Below are 17,037 nucleotides of genomic sequence, written 5' to 3'. Positions count from 1 at the left end.
ATTAGAAAAGAGTTCAAAGAAAAGAGTGATGAAAATATTTTTCATCACTCCAAAGATAGTTTAAGCGTTGATATAGCAACATTCATAGAGGGAGGCTCACGGACCGCCCGCGGAAAGCGTCCGCATGTAACGGAAATCAAAAGTCTCGAATTCTTCCTTGCAATAGAAAAATTCAATAGACAGAAAAAAGCACCCGATACCGAAACGACAATTACTTGTTTCAGCACCTGATGCTTTTTTGTTTTTGTTTCTGTTATTTAGCAGTCCATTCAGTATGGAACGAGGCATCTTTGTCTAAACGCTGATAAGTATGTGCACCAAAATAATCCCGTTGTGCTTGGATAAGATTGGCTGGCAATGTCTCAGTCCGGTAGCTATCATAATAAGCTAATGCGCTTGAGAAAGCAGGTGTTGGAATGCCTTGTTGAATTGCCAAGCCTAGTACTTCGCGCAGGGAACTTTGATATTCTCCTACGATTTCTTGGAAGTACGGATCAACTAAAAGGTTAGGCAAGTCGCTGTTCTGGTCAAAAGCTTCTTTAATCTTTTGTAAGAACTGAGCACGAATGATACAACCTCCGCGGAAAATCATCGCTACGTCTCCGTAAGGAATGTTCCAGCTATACTCTTCGGATGCTGCACGCATTTGGGCAAACCCTTGGGCATATGAACAAATTTTACTCATATATAAAGCTTTACGAATCGCTTCAATCAATGCAGTTTTATCTCCTGCATATTGGTTCGACTCAGGACCTTTCAAAATTTTACTTGCTGCAATACGCTCTTCCTTAACAGAAGAAATAAATCTAGCAAATACGGACTCTGTAACGATTGGAAGAGAAACACCTAAATCCAGTGCATTTTGACTTGTCCATTTCCCAGTCCCTTTTTGACCAGCAACATCTAAAATCTGATCAACGAGTGGGTTCCCAGTTTCTTCATCGATTTTCGTGAAAATATCCGCAGTGATTTCGATCAGGTAGCTATCGAGTTCTCCTTTGTTCCACTCAGAAAATATTTCATGCAATTCCTGAGCTGACAGACCAAGTGCATGTTTCATGATGAAATAAGCTTCAGAGATTAGTTGCATATCCCCATATTCAATGCCGTTATGAACCATTTTCACATAATGACCTGCTCCATCAGGTCCCATGTAGGTACTACACGGAGTATCATCTACTTTCGCTGAAATTGCATTAAGAATTGGTTCAACTTGTTCATAAGCTTCTTTCGACCCGCCAGGCATAATCGATGGGCCTTCACGAGCTCCTTCTTCTCCACCCGAAATTCCGGCACCGATGAAATGCAAACCTAATTCTTTTAAGGTTGCTGTTCGTCTATTCGTGTCTTCAAAGAATGAATTTCCGCCATCCATAATAATATCGCCGTGTTGAAGATGAGGAATAAGAGAATCAATGACCGAATCAGTTGTATCTCCTGCCTTAACCATCAATAATATTTTGCGTGGAATTTCTAAAGAATTGACGAAGTCCTCGATGCTGTAAGTACCGTGAATATTTTTATCTTTCGCTTCTTTCTTAGATAATTCCTCTGTTCGATCTGTCCAGTAATCATAGACAGATACCGAAAAGCCTTTGCTTTCCATATTCAGCGCAAGATTCAAGCCCATCACGCCTAAACCAACAACGCCGATTTGCTGTTTTATCATATTCTTACCTCATTCCTATACCTTATTTAATCTAATATGGATAGTCGATTTTCTAGTTCCTCTTTTTCTTTTTCAAAACCATCTTTGCCAAGTAATGCAAACATATTCTTTTTGTAAGCTTCCACACCTGGCTGGTCAAATGGATTGACACCGAGTAAAGTTCCGCTTATAGCGCAAGCTTTTTCAAAGAAATAGACCATCTCTCCAAAGGTGAATTCATTGAGGTCGTCTAGTTCGATTAACAAATTTGGAACATCTCCATCGATGTGAGCGAGTGTAGTTCCGAGGGCTGCCTTTTTATTCACCTCATCCATTGTTTTCCCAGTTAGGAAATTCAAACCGTCAATATTGTCGATATCCTCTTGAATGATGCGTTCGATTGAAGAATTTTTTACCTGTAGAACTGTTTCTATGAAAAGACGACGGCCTTCTTGTACGTACTGACCCATCGAATGTAAATCCGTTGAGAAGTTAACGGAAGCGGGGAAGAGGCCTTTTCCATCCTTTCCTTCACTTTCACCGAAAAGTTGTTTCCACCATTCCGCTACAAAGTGTAGACATGGCTCATAGCTTACAAACAATTCAATTGATTTTCCCTTATTATAGAAAATATTTCTCACTGCAGCATATTGGTAACTTTCATTTTTAGCAAGAACCGGATTATTATATTTGTGATAGGCAGCTTTTGCCCCTTCCATCACTTGGTCAATATGAAGACCAGCTACTGCCATTGGAAGTAAGCCAACAGGTGTCAGAACTGAGTAGCGTCCACCTATGTTGTCCGGAATAACAAACGTTTCGTAACCTTCTTCGACCGCCAGATTCCGAAGGGCACCCTTGCTCTGATCGGTCGTTACATAAATTCGATTCCTTGCTTCTTCTTTCCCATACTTCTTCTCCATAAAATTGCGGAAAATACGGAATGCTAAAGCAGGCTCTGTCGTTGTACCTGACTTGGAAATAACATTAATAGAAATGTTTTTGCCCTCTAAAACTTGTAGTAAATGTTCGATATAGGTCGAGCTAATATTATGTCCCGCAAAATAAACTTCCGTATTTCCTTTGATTTGATTATGAAACGTATGGGATAAAGCCTCTATTGCTGCCTTTGACCCTAGATAGGAGCCTCCAATACCAATAACAATCAGCGCGTCTGAATGTTGTTGAATTCGTCTAGCAGCTAGCTTCACTCTGTCAAATTCCTCTTTATCGTAGGTAATTGGCCAGTCAACCCATCCTAAGTAGTCAGATTCTGGGCCTGTTTGTTGATGAATTTGGTTATGCGCTTGTTTTACAAATTCACTTAGATTTTCATACTCACTATTTTTCATGAATGATAAAACATTGGTGAAATCAAATGAAACGGTCATATCTCATATCTCCTTTTGTTATTAATTTTTCTACCACCACTTAAATTGCTTGGATTGCAATAGCTGGTTTGCTTCTTCTGGACCAGTTGAACCTGCAGGATAGGAATATAAAGGTAACAGATTCTCCTGATATGCTTCTAATAACGGTTGAATCCACTCCCAGGATAATTCGACTTCTTTCCAATGGGAGAAGAAGGTAGCATTACCAAGCATGGCATCAAATAGAAGAAGTTCATATGCTTCCGGCAGACTTTCCGAATTGGTTGAGAAGTTAATCCAAACAGGTTCAAAACGATTACTAGAGGGATCTTTCATGTTTACCCGCAAAGAAATACTTTCGTTTGGACTGATCTCGAGAATCAATAAATTCGGAGTGAGTCCTTGTAGCACATCTGAATCTTTCATGTTGTTCTTAAATTCAATGACTATCCTTGTGGACTTCTGATTCAATCTTTTCCCCGTGCGTATATAAAAAGGGATTCCACTCCAAGATGGATTATCAATATATAAGCGAGCCGCGAAATACGTATCATTTTTTGAGGAATCATCAACACCGGGCTCTTCTTTATAGCCAAATACTGGAGTACCTTGAATGTCTCCAGACTCGTACTGACCGCGGACAACATCCTTGTATGCATTTTCTTTTAGTAATGGTCGAAGAGATTCGATAATTTCCATCTTTTTAACACGAATTTCATTTGCCGTTATTTTCTCAGGGAGGTAAATGGCTGTCATCATCACTAACTGAAGAAGATGGTTCTGAACCATATCACGAATGGCTCCTGCCTTATCGTAATAATCAGCCCGAGTTTCGACCCCAACCGTTTCACTTGCTGTAATCTGGACATTCGAAATTTGTTTATGATCTAGTAAAGATTTCAGTGCGGGATTGGCCAAAACTAAGGTTTCAAGATTTTGGACCATTGGTTTTCCTAAATAGTGGTCAATTCTATAGATTTCTTCTTCATTGAAAGTTTTGCTCAAGTTTTTATTTAATTGTCTTGCCGTCTCTAGATCACTTCCAAATGGTTTTTCGACGATGAGGCGCTTCCATCCGTTGTTTTGGCAAATACCACTTGAATTAAGATTTGACGTAATAACATCAACCAAACTTGGTCCAACAGACAAATAGAAAAGTCGGTTTTGCGGAATACCTAGCTCAATTTCTCTGTTATCAATGAGTTCGTGCAAATGGTGATAGGATTCTTTGTCCGTCACATCAAATGCACAGTACCGAAATTTGGATAAAAAATCTTGTAGACCAGAAGGTTGAACAGTTCTTCTGGAGTATGCTTGAACAGCTCTCTCCACCTTGGATTGAAAATCTTCGTTTGAACAATAGTTTCTGCCTAAACCAACTATAGAAATATTTTCGGGTAATCTACCATCAAGATATAAATTATATAAAGCAGGAAATAATTTTCGTTGTGCTAAGTCCCCTGTTGCTCCAAATAATACAAATGTCATGTCTTGCATAAACCATTCTTCTTTGAATCCAATTAATTGATCTTCTACATCAAATTCTACAGCGGTATTCCCGTAATTCATTTTCAATATCCTCCAAACCTTACAACCGTATTTTGTTTAAAACATGAATGATAATCGCAACAGCTCTCAGTATACGGACTGCATTCAATTTATGTAAGTACGCACTTATAAGACAAATAGTGTATAAAAGTATACTTTTGTTTGAGAATGTGGCGATTGAATAAGCAAGAATGCACGAACGAAATGAAATTGACTGAATTTGAAACCTACAAATTAATATGGTTTTGTTGATATTGAATTGATGAGGTATCCTTGCCTGCCGAGAGAGTGTGAAGTGGGAGAACCACAAGTATTTGGTTCATGCGAAATGTGTGGCTAGCCAAATATACGATAAAAACTAATTTATTTATCGGTGACTAAAGATTAGTCAGGTTAAATATTTTTGTTGAGGAGAATAAAACGAATGAGGCATTTGCGGAGAATATACGGCAAATGAAAATATTTAACCGTATCGTTTAACTTAATTTATATAGGTAAAGAAAGCGAAGTAGCTTTTCGGGTTGATTCGGAGATACCACGTCGTTCACAAGAAATTTTATCCCATGACTAGATTTAGGCGTGAGAAGTTTATATAGATGATTCATAGCACTCCCGTATTGTAAAGAATGTTTACAGTATACTTTTTGTTAGTATGTGAATTTAAAGTGCGTACTTCACAAAGTTGATTATAGAACTTACACTAAGTTTGCACCAAAAATACGAATATAAGGAGCAAAACATACATGAAATTACAATTAGCTTTAGATTTAGTTAACATTGCACAAGCCCTAGAACTTATTAAAGAAGTTGAGGGTCATATTGATATCGTTGAAATCGGAACTCCAGTAATCAATAAAGAGGGTCTTAAAGCAGTTGAAGCTGTAAAAGCTGCATTTCCTAATTTAGAAGTTCTTGCAGATGTTAAAATCATGGATGCTGCAGGATATGAAGTCTCTAATGCTGCAGCTGCAGGTGCTGACATAGTTACAATTCTTGCACAAGCAGAAGACTCTTCAATCAAAGGTGCAGTTGAAGCAGCAAAAACATTAGGGAAAAAAATCTTGGTTGATATGATTGCTGTGAAAGACATTAAAACACGCGCAGCAGAGCTTGATAAGCTTGGTGTAGATTATATTTGTGTACACACAGGCTATGACTTGCAAGCTGAAGGTAAAGATTCATTCGAAGACCTACGCACAATCAAGAACGTTGTGAAAAATGCTAAAACTGCAATTGCTGGCGGAATCAAGTTTGAGACATTACCGGAAGTGATTAAAGCACAACCAGATTTAATCATTGTTGGTGGTGGAATCACAAGTAAAGAAGATAAAAAAGCAGAAGCAACAAAAATTCAAATGCTAATTAAAGAAGGCGTGATTGCTTAACATGAAAACAAAAGGCTACACGGATGAGATACTGGCCGAGCTAAAGCGAACTCTTGAACTCATCAATGATGAGGATGCCGAAAAGGTAGTCGAAGGCATTTTACGTGCAAAAAAGATTTTTGTTGCAGGTGGAGGACGATCCGGCTTCATGGCTAAGGCATTTGTTATGCGCATGATGCATGTTGGACTTGATGCGTATGTTGTAGGAGAAACAGTAACACCTAATCTAGAACCGAGTGATATCTTTATTGTCGGTTCTGGTTCAGGTGAGACTGGGAGCCTGGCAGCTATGACGAAAAAAGCGAAAAGCATTGGTGCAACGGTAGTAGCTGTTACCATTAATCCAAATTCTACAATTGGTAAGTTGGCTGATATTCAAATTGAAATACCTGCACAAGCAAAAGCAGAAGGCACCAGTGGGAAATCGATCCAACCGATGGGATCACTATTTGAGCAATCGCTTCTTCTGTTTTATGATGCAGTGATATTGAGATTCATGGATAAAAAAGGATTAAAATCCGATGTGATGTACGGTAGACATACTAATTTAGAATAGAGTTGCAAATAAACCTGAGTCTGAAATTTATGTAGACTCAGGTTTATTTTTAGTTTGTTCAAAGCTTAAGAATACTCTTTACTTCATTGTTTCATACCTATAGTGACCAAAGCAGTTTCACTAATACAACTTCACAAATAACATGCAAGGTTTACAAGTGTATCAAGATGACATTATTTATAGTACATCGGAAAATGAAAATCTGATTACATATTCCGAAGCTACTAGGTACCATATAAAATACAATTAAATCTCGATAAGCTGGCCAAAAGAGGATTTACTAAGAACGTGATTAGAGAGTTGCGTACTAACTATGTAGCGTTTAATATAATCTGTATATGATAAAAATAAAAGTACGAACTTTTTTCACACATAGTATACAAAAGTAAACTAATTGAATCTAAAGGGAAGGAGGGGAAGTAGATGCCTAATTTAGGGGAGAAAATGTTTAATTGCGAAAAGGAACTGACACTTTCTATCATTGGCGGTAAATGGAAAATGTTGGTACTATGGCATTTAGGTAAAGAAGGAACCAAACGCTTTGGTGAATTAAAAAACCTTATGCCGGGAATTACACAGCGGATGCTTGTTAATCAATTACGTGAACTTGAAGACCATTTGATTGTACATCGCGAAGTATATCCTGTTGTTCCACCAAAAGTGGAATACTCACTTACAGAACAAGGAAGAAGTTTGATTCCGATTCTTGATTCGATGTATGAATGGGGTAAAGATTATATAGAGAACAATTTGGAAAATGAAAATAAATAATGTTGCTTGAAAAAGGCCATCCACTAGTTTAATGAACTAGTGGATGGCCTTTTCTTCCGTGTTGCATCCTAACGTGAGATTTGCACAGTAAACAAGTGGTTATTATAGATGATAATGTTTAAATAACTAAAGAATAGTTGATATTAGACGAAATACAGTTTAATTTTCTCAGCATATAAATAAAAAAGAAATCCCTTTAAAAGAGGATTTCATTTTTTAGCACAATCCATTAAGACGATATATTCAGCAGATTTTTATAGTGGAAATGATGTGTGGGAAAATTGTGAAAAATACACGATGAAAAAATTAATGCATCCCATTCCATTCTCCTTGGTTTTTTGATGCTTTTTCTTTTTTAGCCTTTTCCTTTTTCGCACGATTAGCATTTGCACTGCCACTGCCAAATTCTTTGGAGAATTCTGAGTCTGTTTTACTGGAGTCAAAACCTTGTTTATTCTTCTGTTCTGCATCATTTTTCTTAGTTCGTTTCGCCATAGTTATCACTCCTTTTTTTCTTTATTATGAGAAATGAATATAGAAATATACACCTCGACTTTTTTCTTCGTGCAATATAAAAATTTCAAAAACAGAAAAAAGCACCAGATACCGAAACGACAATTACTTGTTTCGGCACCTGATGCTTTTTGTTTTTGTTTCTATTATTTTGCTGTCCATTCAGTATGGAACGAGCCATCTTTGTCTAAACGTTGATACGTATGTGCACCAAAGTAATCGCGTTGTGCTTGAATTAGGTTAGCTGGCAACGTTTCGGTACGATAGCTGTCATAGTAAGCCAAGGCGCTTGAGAAAGCAGGCGTTGGAATACCTTGTTGAATTGCCAAGCCTAGTACTTCGCGAAGGGAACTTTGATATTCTCCTACGATTTCTTGGAAGTACGGATCAACTAGTAGGTTAGGCAATTCGCTGTTCTTGTCAAAAGCTTCTTTAATCTTTTGTAAGAACTGAGCACGAATGATACAACCTCCGCGGAAAATCATCGCTACGTCTCCGTAAGGAATGTTCCAGCTATACTCTTCAGATGCTGCACGCATTTGAGCAAATCCTTGGGCATATGAACAAATTTTACTCATATATAAAGCTTTACGAATGGATTCAATTAATGCAGTTTTATCTCCTGCATACTGGTTCGACTCAGGGCCTTTCAGAATTTTACTTGCTGCAATACGCTCTTCCTTAACAGACGAAATAAAACGTGCAAATACGGACTCTGTTACGATTGGTAGAGAAACACCTAAATCCAGTGCATTTTGGCTTGTCCATTTCCCAGTCCCTTTTTGACCAGCTACATCTAAAATCTGATCAACGAGTGGGTTTCCGGTTTCTTCATCCATCTTCGTGAAAATGTCCGCAGTAATCTCGATTAAGTAGCTATCAAGTTCTCCTTTATTCCACTCAGCAAAGATTTCATGCAATTCCTGTGCTGAAAGACCAAGTGCATGTTTCATGATGAAATACGCTTCAGAAATCAGTTGCATATCACCATATTCAATGCCGTTATGAACCATTTTCACATAATGTCCGGCTCCATCAGGTCCCATATAAGTACTGCATGGTGTGCCGTCCACTTTCGCAGAGATGGCATCAAGAATCGGCTGAACCTGCTCGTAAGCTTCTTTCGGTCCGCCAGGCATGATTGAAGGGCCAGTTCGTGCTCCTTCTTCTCCACCAGAAACTCCAGCACCAATGAAATTCAGGCCTAATTCCTGTAATTTTGCTGTGCGTCTATTCGTGTCTTCAAAGAAGGAATTTCCGCCATCCATCAGAATATCCCCTTGTTGAAGATGAGGAATAAGTGAATCAATGACTGAATCAGTTGTCTCTCCAGCTTTAACCATCAATAAGATTTTGCGTGGAAGTTCTAAAGAAGCAACAAATTCTTCTAAGCTGTAGGTGCCTTGAATATTTTTATCCTTCGCTTCTTTGTTGGAAAATTCTTCTGTTCGATCTGTCCAGTAATCGTAGACAGATACTGAAAAGCCTTTGCTTTCCATATTTAGCGCAAGATTCAATCCCATTACGCCTAAACCAATTACGCCTATTTGTTGTTTCGTCATATTCTTACCTCATTTCTTCGCGTTGTTTACCCTAATGTGGATAGTCGATTCTCGAGCTCTTCTTTTTCCTTTTCAAAACCATCCTTGCCAAGCAATGCAAACATATTCTTTTTGTATGCTTCTACTCCTGGCTGGTCAAATGGATTGACACCGAGTAAAGTTCCGCTGATTGCGCAAGCTTTTTCAAAGAAATAAACCAATTCTCCAAATGTGAATTCATTGAGTTCGTCAAGTTCAATTAGCAAATTTGGAACTCCTCCATCAATATGGGCTAGGGTAGTTCCGAGGGCTGCCTTTTTGTTCACATCATCCATTGTTTTTCCTGTTAGGAAATTCAGACCGTCAATATTATCTGGATCTTCTTGAATGATTCGTTCGATTGAAGAATGTTTTATCTGTAGGACAGTTTCAAAGAAAAGACGACGCCCTTCTTGTACATACTGGCCCATCGAATGTAAGTCTGTTGAGAAGTTAACGGAAGCAGGGAAGAGGCCTTTTTCATCCTTACCTTCACTTTCTCCGAAAAGTTGTTTCCACCATTCCGCCACAAAGTGTAGGCCTGGCTCATAGCTCACAAACAACTCAACTGATTTCCCTTTATTGTAGAAAATATTTCTTACTGCGGCATATTGGTAACTTGCATTTGTTGCAAGATTAGGATCATTGTATTTGTGGTATGCAGCTGTTGCTCCATCCATCACTTGGTCAACGTTAAGGCCGGCTACTGCCATTGGAAGTAAACCCACAGGTGTCAGAACTGAATACCGCCCACCAATATCGTTTGGAATAACAAACGTTTCGTAACCTTCTTCACCCGCAAGTTTACGAAGCGCACCTTTGCTTTGATCGGTCGTCACATAAATTCGATTTCTTGCTTCTTCTTTTCCATACTTTTTCTCCATAAAATTGCGGAAAATACGGAATGCTAACGCAGGTTCTGTTGTTGTACCTGACTTGGAAATCACATTGATAGAAACGTCTTTTCCTTCTAATACCTGAAGTAAATGTTCGATGTATGTAGAGCTGATATTATGTCCCGCAAAATAAACTTCCGTATTACCTTTGATTTGGTTATGAAAAGTGTGAGACAAAGCCTCTATGGCTGCCTTTGAGCCTAAATAAGAGCCGCCAATACCAATAACGACCAACGCATCTGACTGTTGTTGAATTCGTGTAGCAGCTAGCTTTACTCTGTCAAATTCTTCTTTATCGTAGTTAATTGGCCAGTCAACCCATCCTAAGTAATCAGATCCTGGTCCTGTCTGTTGGTGAATTTGATGATGAGCTTGTTTGACAAATTCACTAATATTGTCGAGCTCACTACTATTCATAAATGATAAAACATTGGTGGAATCAAATGAAACTGTCATAGTTTAAATCTCCTTTTGAATGATATTTTTCTACCACCACTTAAATTGATCGGACAGCAGTAGTTGATTCGCTTCTTCAGGACCGTTTGAACCGGCAGAGTAAGAAGCTAAAGGTAATAGATCCTCCTGAAATGCTTCTAGTATCGGTTGGATCCACTTCCATGATAATTCTACTTCTTTCCAGTGCGCAAAGAATGCGGCATTACCGAGCATGGCATCAAACAGAAGAAGTTCATATGCCTCAGGTTGACCTTTCGAATTGGTTGAGAAGTTAATGCAAACAGGTTCAAAACGGTTACTGGAAAGATCCTTCATGTTTACCTGTAAAGAAATGCTTTCATTCGGACTAATTTCGAGAATCAATAAATTCGGAGTGATTCCTTCTCCATCCGATTCATCCAACTTGTTTTTAAATTCAAAAACAATGCGTGTTGACTTCTGCTTCAGTCTTTTTCCAGTGCGTATATAGAAAGGAATGCCATCCCAAGCTGGATTATCAATATATAAGCGTGCTGCGAAATACGTATCATTTTTTGAGGATTCATGAACTCCTGGTTCATCTTTATAGCCAACTACGGGAGCTTTTAGAATCTCTCCGGATTCATACTGACCTCGAACCACATTTTGATAGACATTTTCTTTCGGAATGGGTCGAATGGATTCGATAATTTCCATCTTTTTAGCACGAATTTCTTCTGCCGTTATTTTCTTTGGAAGGTATATAGCTGTCATCATAACCAACTGAAGAAGATGGTTTTGAACCATATCACGGATTGCGCCAGCCTTATCATAATAACCAGCCCGTCCTTCTACCCCAACCGTTTCACTGGCTGTAATTTGGACGTTCGCAATTTGTTTGTGATCTAACAATGATTCGAGGGCCGGATTGGCTAATACTAATGTTTCAAGATTTTGGACCATTGGTTTTCCTAAATAGTGGTCAATTCTATAGATTTCTTCTTCATTGAAAGTTTTGCTCAATTTCATATTTAATTGTTGTGATGATTCTAAATCACTTCCAAATGGTTTTTCAACAATAAGACGTTTCCATCCTTCGGGTTGACTGATTCCACTTGTATGTAGATTTGAGGTAATAACTTCAACTAGAGATGGTGCAACTGACAAATAGAATACTCTATTTCCAGGGATATCTAACTCGTTTTCACGGCTTTCAATGAGTTCGTGCAAGTGTCGATAGGATTCTTCGTGTGTCGCATCGAATGCACAGTACCGAAACTTAGATAAAAAACCTTGCAAACTAGAAGGCTGAACAGCTCTTCTGGAGAATGCATGGAGGGAATGTTCTACTTTAGACTGGAAATCTTCATTGGAACTTTCACTTCTGCCTAAGCCGACGATTGAAATATTATTAGGTAATTTACCATCTATATATAAATTATATAAAGCAGGAAATAGTTTTCGTTGTGCTAAATCTCCTGTAGCTCCAAACAAAACAAAGGTCATGTCTTCCATGAACCATTTCTCTTTGAATTCGATTAAACGATCTTTCACGTAAAATCCTTCTGAGGCATTTACTTTCACCATATTGTATTCACTCCTACTTTTACAATCAGTATTTGTTTAAACCTTGACTGATAATCGCAACAGTTCTCAGTATACTGAACGAATTCAATTAATGTAAGTATACACTTTGTAATCATTGTGTAAAAAAACGGTTCAGTTCGTTGATGTAACAGGGAAGAGGAGGGAAAAGTAGGTGCAGGATGCTGTTAATAAGATATTTAAAGAGAGGGTTGTCGCCCCCTTCATGCGAAACGTGCGATTATCACACATGGCGATCATTGCTCTAAAAAGATTTATCCAGAGAATATCTCCTTTATTTATACCTATTAAGCCAAAGCAGTTTCACTAGACAACTTACAGAAAAACATGCGAGGATAACATATAGATTGAGAACTAATTGGATATTAGAAAGGTTGATAACAAATGAAAATGTATGATGTGACAGGAACGATTCATGAAGGAATGACCGTTTATAAAGATAAACCAGAGAAACAACCAAAATTCAATCAAGTAACAAATGGATATGTGACCGAAACACGTTTAGAAATCGATGTACATACAGGTACACATATCGATGCACCACTTCACATGGTTGTCGGTGGGGATACGTTTGAAACGATTTCAATGGACGATCTTGTAGGACAAAGTAAAGTTTTCGATTTAACACAAGTGGAAGATGGAATTTCAAAAAAAGATTTAGAGAGTTTTGATATTCAAAAGGGTGATTTTGTTTTACTTAAAACAAAAAATTCATTTGAAGAGACATTCAATTTTGATTTTATTTACCTTACACATGATGGTGCGGAATATCTTTCTGAGATCGGTGTAAGAGGGATAGGGATAGACACTCTTGGAATCGAAAGAAGTCAGGAAGGGCACCCAACGCATAAAACGTTGTTTGCAAATAACATCATCATCATAGAAGGACTTCGTTTAAAAGAAATCGAGCAAGGTGAATATTTTATGGTTGCTGCACCACTAAAAATCGTGGGAACAGATGGCTCACCTGCGAGAGTGTTGCTATTTGAAGGGCTAAGATAGACTTGAATGACTTTGCAAATTAAAACGTGTCTACAAGGAGAAAGTGTATGTATAAATTGATTGCGATCGACCTTGATGGGACGTTACTAACAGACGAATTATTGATTTCACCGGCTACAGTCTCTGCCATTCAGAAAGCGGTAGGAATTGGCACGATTGTAACGATTGCTACTGGTCGGATGTTTCCGTCAGCAAAATTAATTGCACAGCAGTTAGGTATCAATGTCCCGCTAATTACTTATCAGGGTGCAATAATCAAAGATATTAATGAAAAAGAAGTGATGTACGAGCGTCTTATTCCTCCTGATATTGCACAAAAGTTAGTGGAGATTGCTAGTGAGAAAAATATACACTTACAAGTGTATCAAGATGACATTCTTTATAGTGCATCGGAAAATGAAAAACTGATTACTTATTGCGAAGCTTCTCAAGTACCGTATCAAGTAGAACCAAATCTCATTAAGCTGGCTAAAAAGGGCTTTACGAAAGTTCTATTTATCGACGAACCAGATTATTTAAATGCCTTACAAGAAGAGTTACAAACTTTGTTTGGAGAGCGTGCTCATATCGCGAAATCCAAAAAACACTATTTAGAAGTTACCCACCCAGAAGCAAACAAAGGGAGCGCCCTGCTACACCTTGCGAAAATGCTTGGCGTTGAGCGTTCAGAAATTATCGGGATAGGTGACAACCACAATGATCTCGAACTTATAACAACAGCAGGCTTAGGTGTAGCGATGGGCAATGCAGTAATGGAATTGAAAGATTGTGCTGATTACATTTCACTTTCAAATAATGAAGAAGGCGTACTTCATGTGATAGAGAAGTTCATCTTGGAGCCTGCGAGTGTGGTTATGAAATAATCACGAGTAGGGAGGTTTAGGATTGTTACTTGATGTCCATCCCATGTGATACTGCTTTATATAAGGTCATTTGGAAAGACAAGCCCTATTTCTTTTCTTACTTGATCCAACACTTTCATTGTCGTGTACGAGTTTTCAAATGAGTTAGTAGTTGATTCCGTTTTTCCTTGCTTGATCAAGTCAATAAATTCTTGCACCTCATAGTACATTGCAGGATGAGATTGCTCGACTGTTAATGGTTCGATCGTGCCGTCATTGTAATGAATGCCTACTTTTTCAGCTGAATGGATCTTATCAATTAGCATACTGCCTTTTTCACCTTGAATTTCGCTTGGTAAATAAGAGTTCGTTATTTTTGAATACATAACAACCGCATCTTTGTCATCGTATTTCAAAAGCACACTCCCTTCACCATCCACGCCAGAATCAAGCATAAGACCCGTAGCTTTCACTTCTTTTGGTTCACCGAACAAAGTGATAAGGGGATACAAACAGTAAACGCCAAGATCCATTAATGCTCCATTTGCAAATTTAGGATTGAAAGCGTTCAAGACGATTCCTTCTTTGTATTTATCATAACGTGATGAATACTGACAATAGCTTGCAAAATATCTACGGACAGGACCGATTTTATGTAAGTTATTTTGTATAGTCTTGAAGTTTGGAAGTAATGTTGATTTCATTGCTTCCATTAAAAGGACGTTATGATTTTTTGCAGTTTGTATCATCCTTGCTACTTCTGTTGCATTAGCAGCCAGTGGCTTTTCACATAAAACATGTTTGGCATTCTGCAAAAATAAAATGGCTTGTTCTGCGTGTAAGGAATTTGGAGTAGCAATATAAACCGCATCTATTTCTTCACTAGCTGCCATTTCTTCTAAGTTTGTAAAAATTTTTGTTATCCCGTATTTGCTAGCGAATTCCTCAGCCTTCTCATTCGTTCGAGAATAAACGGCTGTTAGTTTAAAATCTTCAACCGCATTTGCGGATGTAAGTAATCTTTCTGTAATCCAGTTAGTGCCCACAACACCGATTCGAATCATAATTCTGACCTCATTTCTCTGTTATGTTACCGTAAAGCAGTCGATTAAATCGCATTACATAAAAAGCGAGTTAAGTACCACCTATGCAGTTCTTAGTATAATCAGTATAAGAAGTTAATCAAAGTGAGAACTTATTTTGTACATAGTAGAGTGGGAACCCCTTCATGACCAAAAAGAGCGAAGCGTAGTGACAACGGCACCTCACTTCGCTCTTTTACATATTCAGTGCTTTTAATTATCAGTTCGTTATACGTGTTGATCCACCAGAATCGGATTGCCATCTGGATCTTCAATTGTAAAACTTGCAGGACCTTCAGTGGATTCATCTGCTTCAGTCAGCATGGTCATGCCTTTTGCTTTAAGTTGTTTTTGAAGGTCTCGAATATCCGTAAATGAATGGAGATTCTCAGCATTTTGACTCCAACCAGGATTAAAAGTAAGAATATTCTTCTCAAACATTCCCTGAAATAATCCGATGACGCAACTGTCATTCTTCATAATCAACCAATTTTGAGTAATTTCCCCGCCTAACACTTGAAAGCCTAAGTCTTCATAAAATGCTTTTGATTTATGAATGTCTTTTACAGTTAAACTTACAGAAAATGCGCCTAGTTTCATAGTTCCTCCTAATGAAATCTTATTATTCAGATATTTATTTAAGTATATATTTGTTAATAGAATTACACAACATCCGTTGGTATACGGAGCAATTGAATTAAATTTAAGGTTTTGTGCTATCATAAGGATGAAATCGATTGTTCAAATCGTATAGTATAGGCAAGGTTTAGGAGGTTTATTGATGGATAATAATGATATTTTAATCAGATTAAGATATGCACTGGATATAAAAAATAAAGATATGATAGAGATCTTTAAACTGGGCGGCATGGAATTTTCAAAAGAAGAAATTCTGCTGATTCTCACAAAAACTAAAGACGATTATGATGAAATTGACTATGACAACTATGGTGAAGAAAATATCAAATGCGACAATGTCATGATGGAATCCTTTTTAAATGGCTTTGTTACTTTTAAAAGAGGAAAACAAGAGCCGAAACCTGGACAACCAGAAAGACCGGCAATTACAGGTGAAAGAGTAAATAACCTTCTACTGAAAAAATTGAAAATCGCACTAGAATTAACAAGTGAGGATATGCTCGAAATTTTTGATAGCACAGGTATCACGGTAACAAAAGCCGAGTTAGGTGCTTTATTAAGAAAAGAAGGTCACAAGAATTATAAAGAGTGTGGGGATAAATTCGCCCGCAATTTCTTAAAAGGGCTAGCGATAAAACATAGAGGATAAGGGCGATAATTTACGAGTAAAGTTCGACTTTACTAACTAATATTGTCTCAATGATAACTACACAAAAAAATGGCTCTTGGACAATCCAAGGCCATTTTTTTGTTTTTTACTTAGTTAACCAGGGAATGAAGAAAGGAATTTTTCATGACTGATGGAAAAGATGCTGTGATAATTTTTAATGGCATTCATTCTGTCGAGTATTCGTGGATCTTCATCTAAATAAATTTTCATTTGATGGATTTCTTCTTTATTTTCTAGATAATGTTCTTTAATTGTATCCTTCGCATACTCAAACAACGTGATTATTTCTTCTTTATTTGTATTAGCTGGAATGAAGACATAGTAAACGTATTCTTCTCTAATTCCTAAATATTCACCAGAAGAATCCTTAAAATATCTAAATAACATGTTAAATCTCCTTTTTATTTTCTATCCATACAGTATGTGACTTTTGGCTGTATTTATTCATCAAGGGGGAGGGGTCCTTCTTTTCTCGATTTTTCATCATATGTATATGAAAGCGGTTCTAACTCTTCA

General features: G+C 37.6%; 17 protein-coding genes. 7 read left to right on the top strand and 10 right to left on the bottom strand.

All coding sequences use genetic code 11. From position 1 onward, the window contains the following. Positions 1-231: hypothetical protein (locus M9R32_RS15365; RefSeq protein WP_269927625.1), on the top strand; the 231-nt coding region annotated here is incomplete at its 5' end. 22 nt (positions 232-253) lie between these two features. On the opposite strand, the gene gndA (M9R32_RS15360) is transcribed toward M9R32_RS15365, so the two are convergent. Genes gndA (M9R32_RS15360) through zwf (M9R32_RS15350) form a run of 3 tightly spaced genes read right to left on the bottom strand, consistent with a single transcriptional unit; the run spans position 254 to position 4,515 of the window. Continuing rightward, entirely contained in the window at positions 254-1,669 is a 1,416-nt protein-coding gene (gndA, locus tag M9R32_RS15360; RefSeq protein WP_269927624.1) for an NADP-dependent phosphogluconate dehydrogenase, read from the bottom strand. Positions 1,670-1,695: 26 nt separating this feature from the next. Further along, complete coding sequence (locus tag M9R32_RS15355) at positions 1,696-3,039, bottom strand: glucose-6-phosphate isomerase (RefSeq protein ID WP_269927623.1); 1,344 nt, start codon at positions 3,037-3,039, stop codon at positions 1,696-1,698. 30 nt (positions 3,040-3,069) lie between these two features. Further along, positions 3,070-4,515: a glucose-6-phosphate dehydrogenase gene (zwf, locus tag M9R32_RS15350; protein WP_269927629.1), complete on the bottom strand. Its 1,446-nt coding sequence runs from the start codon at positions 4,513-4,515 to the stop codon at positions 3,070-3,072. Positions 4,516-5,309: 794 nt separating this feature from the next. Between zwf (M9R32_RS15350) and hxlA the strand changes: the two genes are divergently transcribed. The 3 genes from hxlA (at position 5,310) to M9R32_RS15335 (ending at position 7,278) form a co-directional block, all read left to right on the top strand. Then, a complete protein-coding gene (gene hxlA / locus M9R32_RS15345) occupies positions 5,310-5,951 on the top strand; it encodes a 3-hexulose-6-phosphate synthase (RefSeq protein WP_269927622.1) in 642 nt (213 codons plus the stop codon). Position 5,952: 1 nt separating this feature from the next. Next, the gene (gene hxlB, locus M9R32_RS15340) at positions 5,953-6,507 is read left to right on the top strand and encodes a 6-phospho-3-hexuloisomerase (RefSeq protein WP_269927628.1); all 555 of its coding nucleotides are present in this window, start codon (positions 5,953-5,955) and stop codon (positions 6,505-6,507) included. Positions 6,508-6,930: 423 nt separating this feature from the next. Then, positions 6,931-7,278 (top strand): winged helix-turn-helix transcriptional regulator, encoded by a 348-nt coding sequence (locus M9R32_RS15335; RefSeq protein WP_269927621.1) that lies wholly within the window; start codon positions 6,931-6,933, stop codon positions 7,276-7,278. 306 nt (positions 7,279-7,584) lie between these two features. Here the strand turns inward: M9R32_RS15335 and M9R32_RS15330 are convergent, their stop codons facing one another. The 4 genes from M9R32_RS15330 to zwf (M9R32_RS15315) form a co-directional block, all read right to left on the bottom strand. Then, positions 7,585-7,773 (bottom strand): hypothetical protein, encoded by a 189-nt coding sequence (locus M9R32_RS15330; RefSeq protein WP_269927620.1) that lies wholly within the window; start codon positions 7,771-7,773, stop codon positions 7,585-7,587. Between the two features lie 164 nt (positions 7,774-7,937). Continuing rightward, a complete protein-coding gene (gndA, locus tag M9R32_RS15325; protein WP_269927619.1) occupies positions 7,938-9,353 on the bottom strand; it encodes an NADP-dependent phosphogluconate dehydrogenase in 1,416 nt (471 codons plus the stop codon). A 26-nt stretch (positions 9,354-9,379) separates the two neighbouring features. Further along, positions 9,380-10,723, bottom strand: coding sequence for a glucose-6-phosphate isomerase (locus tag M9R32_RS15320; protein WP_269927618.1), 1,344 nt, complete (start codon positions 10,721-10,723; stop codon positions 9,380-9,382). Positions 10,724-10,753: 30 nt separating this feature from the next. Continuing rightward, on the bottom strand, positions 10,754-12,196 hold the full coding sequence (gene zwf, locus M9R32_RS15315) for a glucose-6-phosphate dehydrogenase (protein ID WP_269927627.1): 1,443 nt from the start codon (positions 12,194-12,196) through the stop codon (positions 10,754-10,756). A 474-nt stretch (positions 12,197-12,670) separates the two neighbouring features. On the opposite strand from zwf (M9R32_RS15315), the gene M9R32_RS15310 reads away from it, so the two are divergent. Both M9R32_RS15310 and M9R32_RS15305 read left to right on the top strand, forming a co-directional pair. Further along, the gene (locus tag M9R32_RS15310) at positions 12,671-13,288 is read left to right on the top strand and encodes a cyclase family protein (RefSeq protein WP_269927617.1); all 618 of its coding nucleotides are present in this window, start codon (positions 12,671-12,673) and stop codon (positions 13,286-13,288) included. A gap of 47 nt (positions 13,289-13,335) precedes the next feature. After that, on the top strand, positions 13,336-14,151 hold the full coding sequence (locus tag M9R32_RS15305) for a Cof-type HAD-IIB family hydrolase (protein WP_269927616.1): 816 nt from the start codon (positions 13,336-13,338) through the stop codon (positions 14,149-14,151). A gap of 56 nt (positions 14,152-14,207) precedes the next feature. On the opposite strand, the gene M9R32_RS15300 is transcribed toward M9R32_RS15305, so the two are convergent. After that, on the bottom strand, positions 14,208-15,194 hold the full coding sequence (locus tag M9R32_RS15300) for a Gfo/Idh/MocA family protein (RefSeq protein WP_269927615.1): 987 nt from the start codon (positions 15,192-15,194) through the stop codon (positions 14,208-14,210). A 246-nt stretch (positions 15,195-15,440) separates the two neighbouring features. Beyond that, positions 15,441-15,812 carry a VOC family protein gene (locus tag M9R32_RS15295; RefSeq protein WP_269927614.1) on the bottom strand — a complete coding sequence of 124 codons (372 nt, stop codon included), beginning with the start codon at positions 15,810-15,812 and terminating at the stop codon, positions 15,441-15,443. A 181-nt stretch (positions 15,813-15,993) separates the two neighbouring features. On the opposite strand from M9R32_RS15295, the gene M9R32_RS15290 reads away from it, so the two are divergent. Continuing rightward, complete coding sequence (locus tag M9R32_RS15290; RefSeq protein ID WP_269927613.1) at positions 15,994-16,500, top strand: YehS family protein; 507 nt, start codon at positions 15,994-15,996, stop codon at positions 16,498-16,500. A gap of 114 nt (positions 16,501-16,614) precedes the next feature. Here the strand turns inward: M9R32_RS15290 and M9R32_RS15285 are convergent, their stop codons facing one another. Continuing rightward, on the bottom strand, positions 16,615-16,908 hold the full coding sequence (locus tag M9R32_RS15285; RefSeq protein ID WP_269927612.1) for a hypothetical protein: 294 nt from the start codon (positions 16,906-16,908) through the stop codon (positions 16,615-16,617). Positions 16,909-17,037: the final 129 nt, after the last annotated feature.

The sequence above is a fragment of the Paenisporosarcina quisquiliarum genome (assembly GCF_027563315.1).
In the GTDB taxonomy this organism is placed as follows: domain Bacteria; phylum Bacillota; class Bacilli; order Bacillales_A; family Planococcaceae; genus Paenisporosarcina; species Paenisporosarcina quisquiliarum.
This window is presented reverse-complemented; position numbering and strand designations above follow the sequence as displayed.

What these genes read in the sequence shown, in the direction of transcription:
- gndA (WP_269927624.1), bottom strand. Translation starts at nt 1,669, where the DNA reads ATGATAAAACAGCAAATCGGCGTTGTTGGTTTAGGCGTGATGGGCTTG.
- M9R32_RS15355 (WP_269927623.1), bottom strand. Translation starts at nt 3,039, where the DNA reads ATGACCGTTTCATTTGATTTCACCAATGTTTTATCATTCATGAAAAAT.
- zwf (WP_269927629.1), bottom strand. Translation starts at nt 4,515, where the DNA reads ATGCAAGACATGACATTTGTATTATTTGGAGCAACAGGGGACTTAGCA.
- hxlA (WP_269927622.1), top strand. Translation starts at nt 5,310, where the DNA reads ATGAAATTACAATTAGCTTTAGATTTAGTTAACATTGCACAAGCCCTA.
- hxlB (WP_269927628.1), top strand. Translation starts at nt 5,953, where the DNA reads ATGAAAACAAAAGGCTACACGGATGAGATACTGGCCGAGCTAAAGCGA.
- M9R32_RS15335 (WP_269927621.1), top strand. Translation starts at nt 6,931, where the DNA reads ATGCCTAATTTAGGGGAGAAAATGTTTAATTGCGAAAAGGAACTGACA.
- M9R32_RS15330 (WP_269927620.1), bottom strand. Translation starts at nt 7,773, where the DNA reads ATGGCGAAACGAACTAAGAAAAATGATGCAGAACAGAAGAATAAACAA.
- gndA (WP_269927619.1), bottom strand. Translation starts at nt 9,353, where the DNA reads ATGACGAAACAACAAATAGGCGTAATTGGTTTAGGCGTAATGGGATTG.
- M9R32_RS15320 (WP_269927618.1), bottom strand. Translation starts at nt 10,723, where the DNA reads ATGACAGTTTCATTTGATTCCACCAATGTTTTATCATTTATGAATAGT.
- zwf (WP_269927627.1), bottom strand. Translation starts at nt 12,196, where the DNA reads ATGGAAGACATGACCTTTGTTTTGTTTGGAGCTACAGGAGATTTAGCA.
- M9R32_RS15310 (WP_269927617.1), top strand. Translation starts at nt 12,671, where the DNA reads ATGAAAATGTATGATGTGACAGGAACGATTCATGAAGGAATGACCGTT.
- M9R32_RS15305 (WP_269927616.1), top strand. Translation starts at nt 13,336, where the DNA reads ATGTATAAATTGATTGCGATCGACCTTGATGGGACGTTACTAACAGAC.
- M9R32_RS15300 (WP_269927615.1), bottom strand. Translation starts at nt 15,194, where the DNA reads ATGATTCGAATCGGTGTTGTGGGCACTAACTGGATTACAGAAAGATTA.
- M9R32_RS15295 (WP_269927614.1), bottom strand. Translation starts at nt 15,812, where the DNA reads ATGAAACTAGGCGCATTTTCTGTAAGTTTAACTGTAAAAGACATTCAT.
- M9R32_RS15290 (WP_269927613.1), top strand. Translation starts at nt 15,994, where the DNA reads ATGGATAATAATGATATTTTAATCAGATTAAGATATGCACTGGATATA.
- M9R32_RS15285 (WP_269927612.1), bottom strand. Translation starts at nt 16,908, where the DNA reads ATGTTATTTAGATATTTTAAGGATTCTTCTGGTGAATATTTAGGAATT.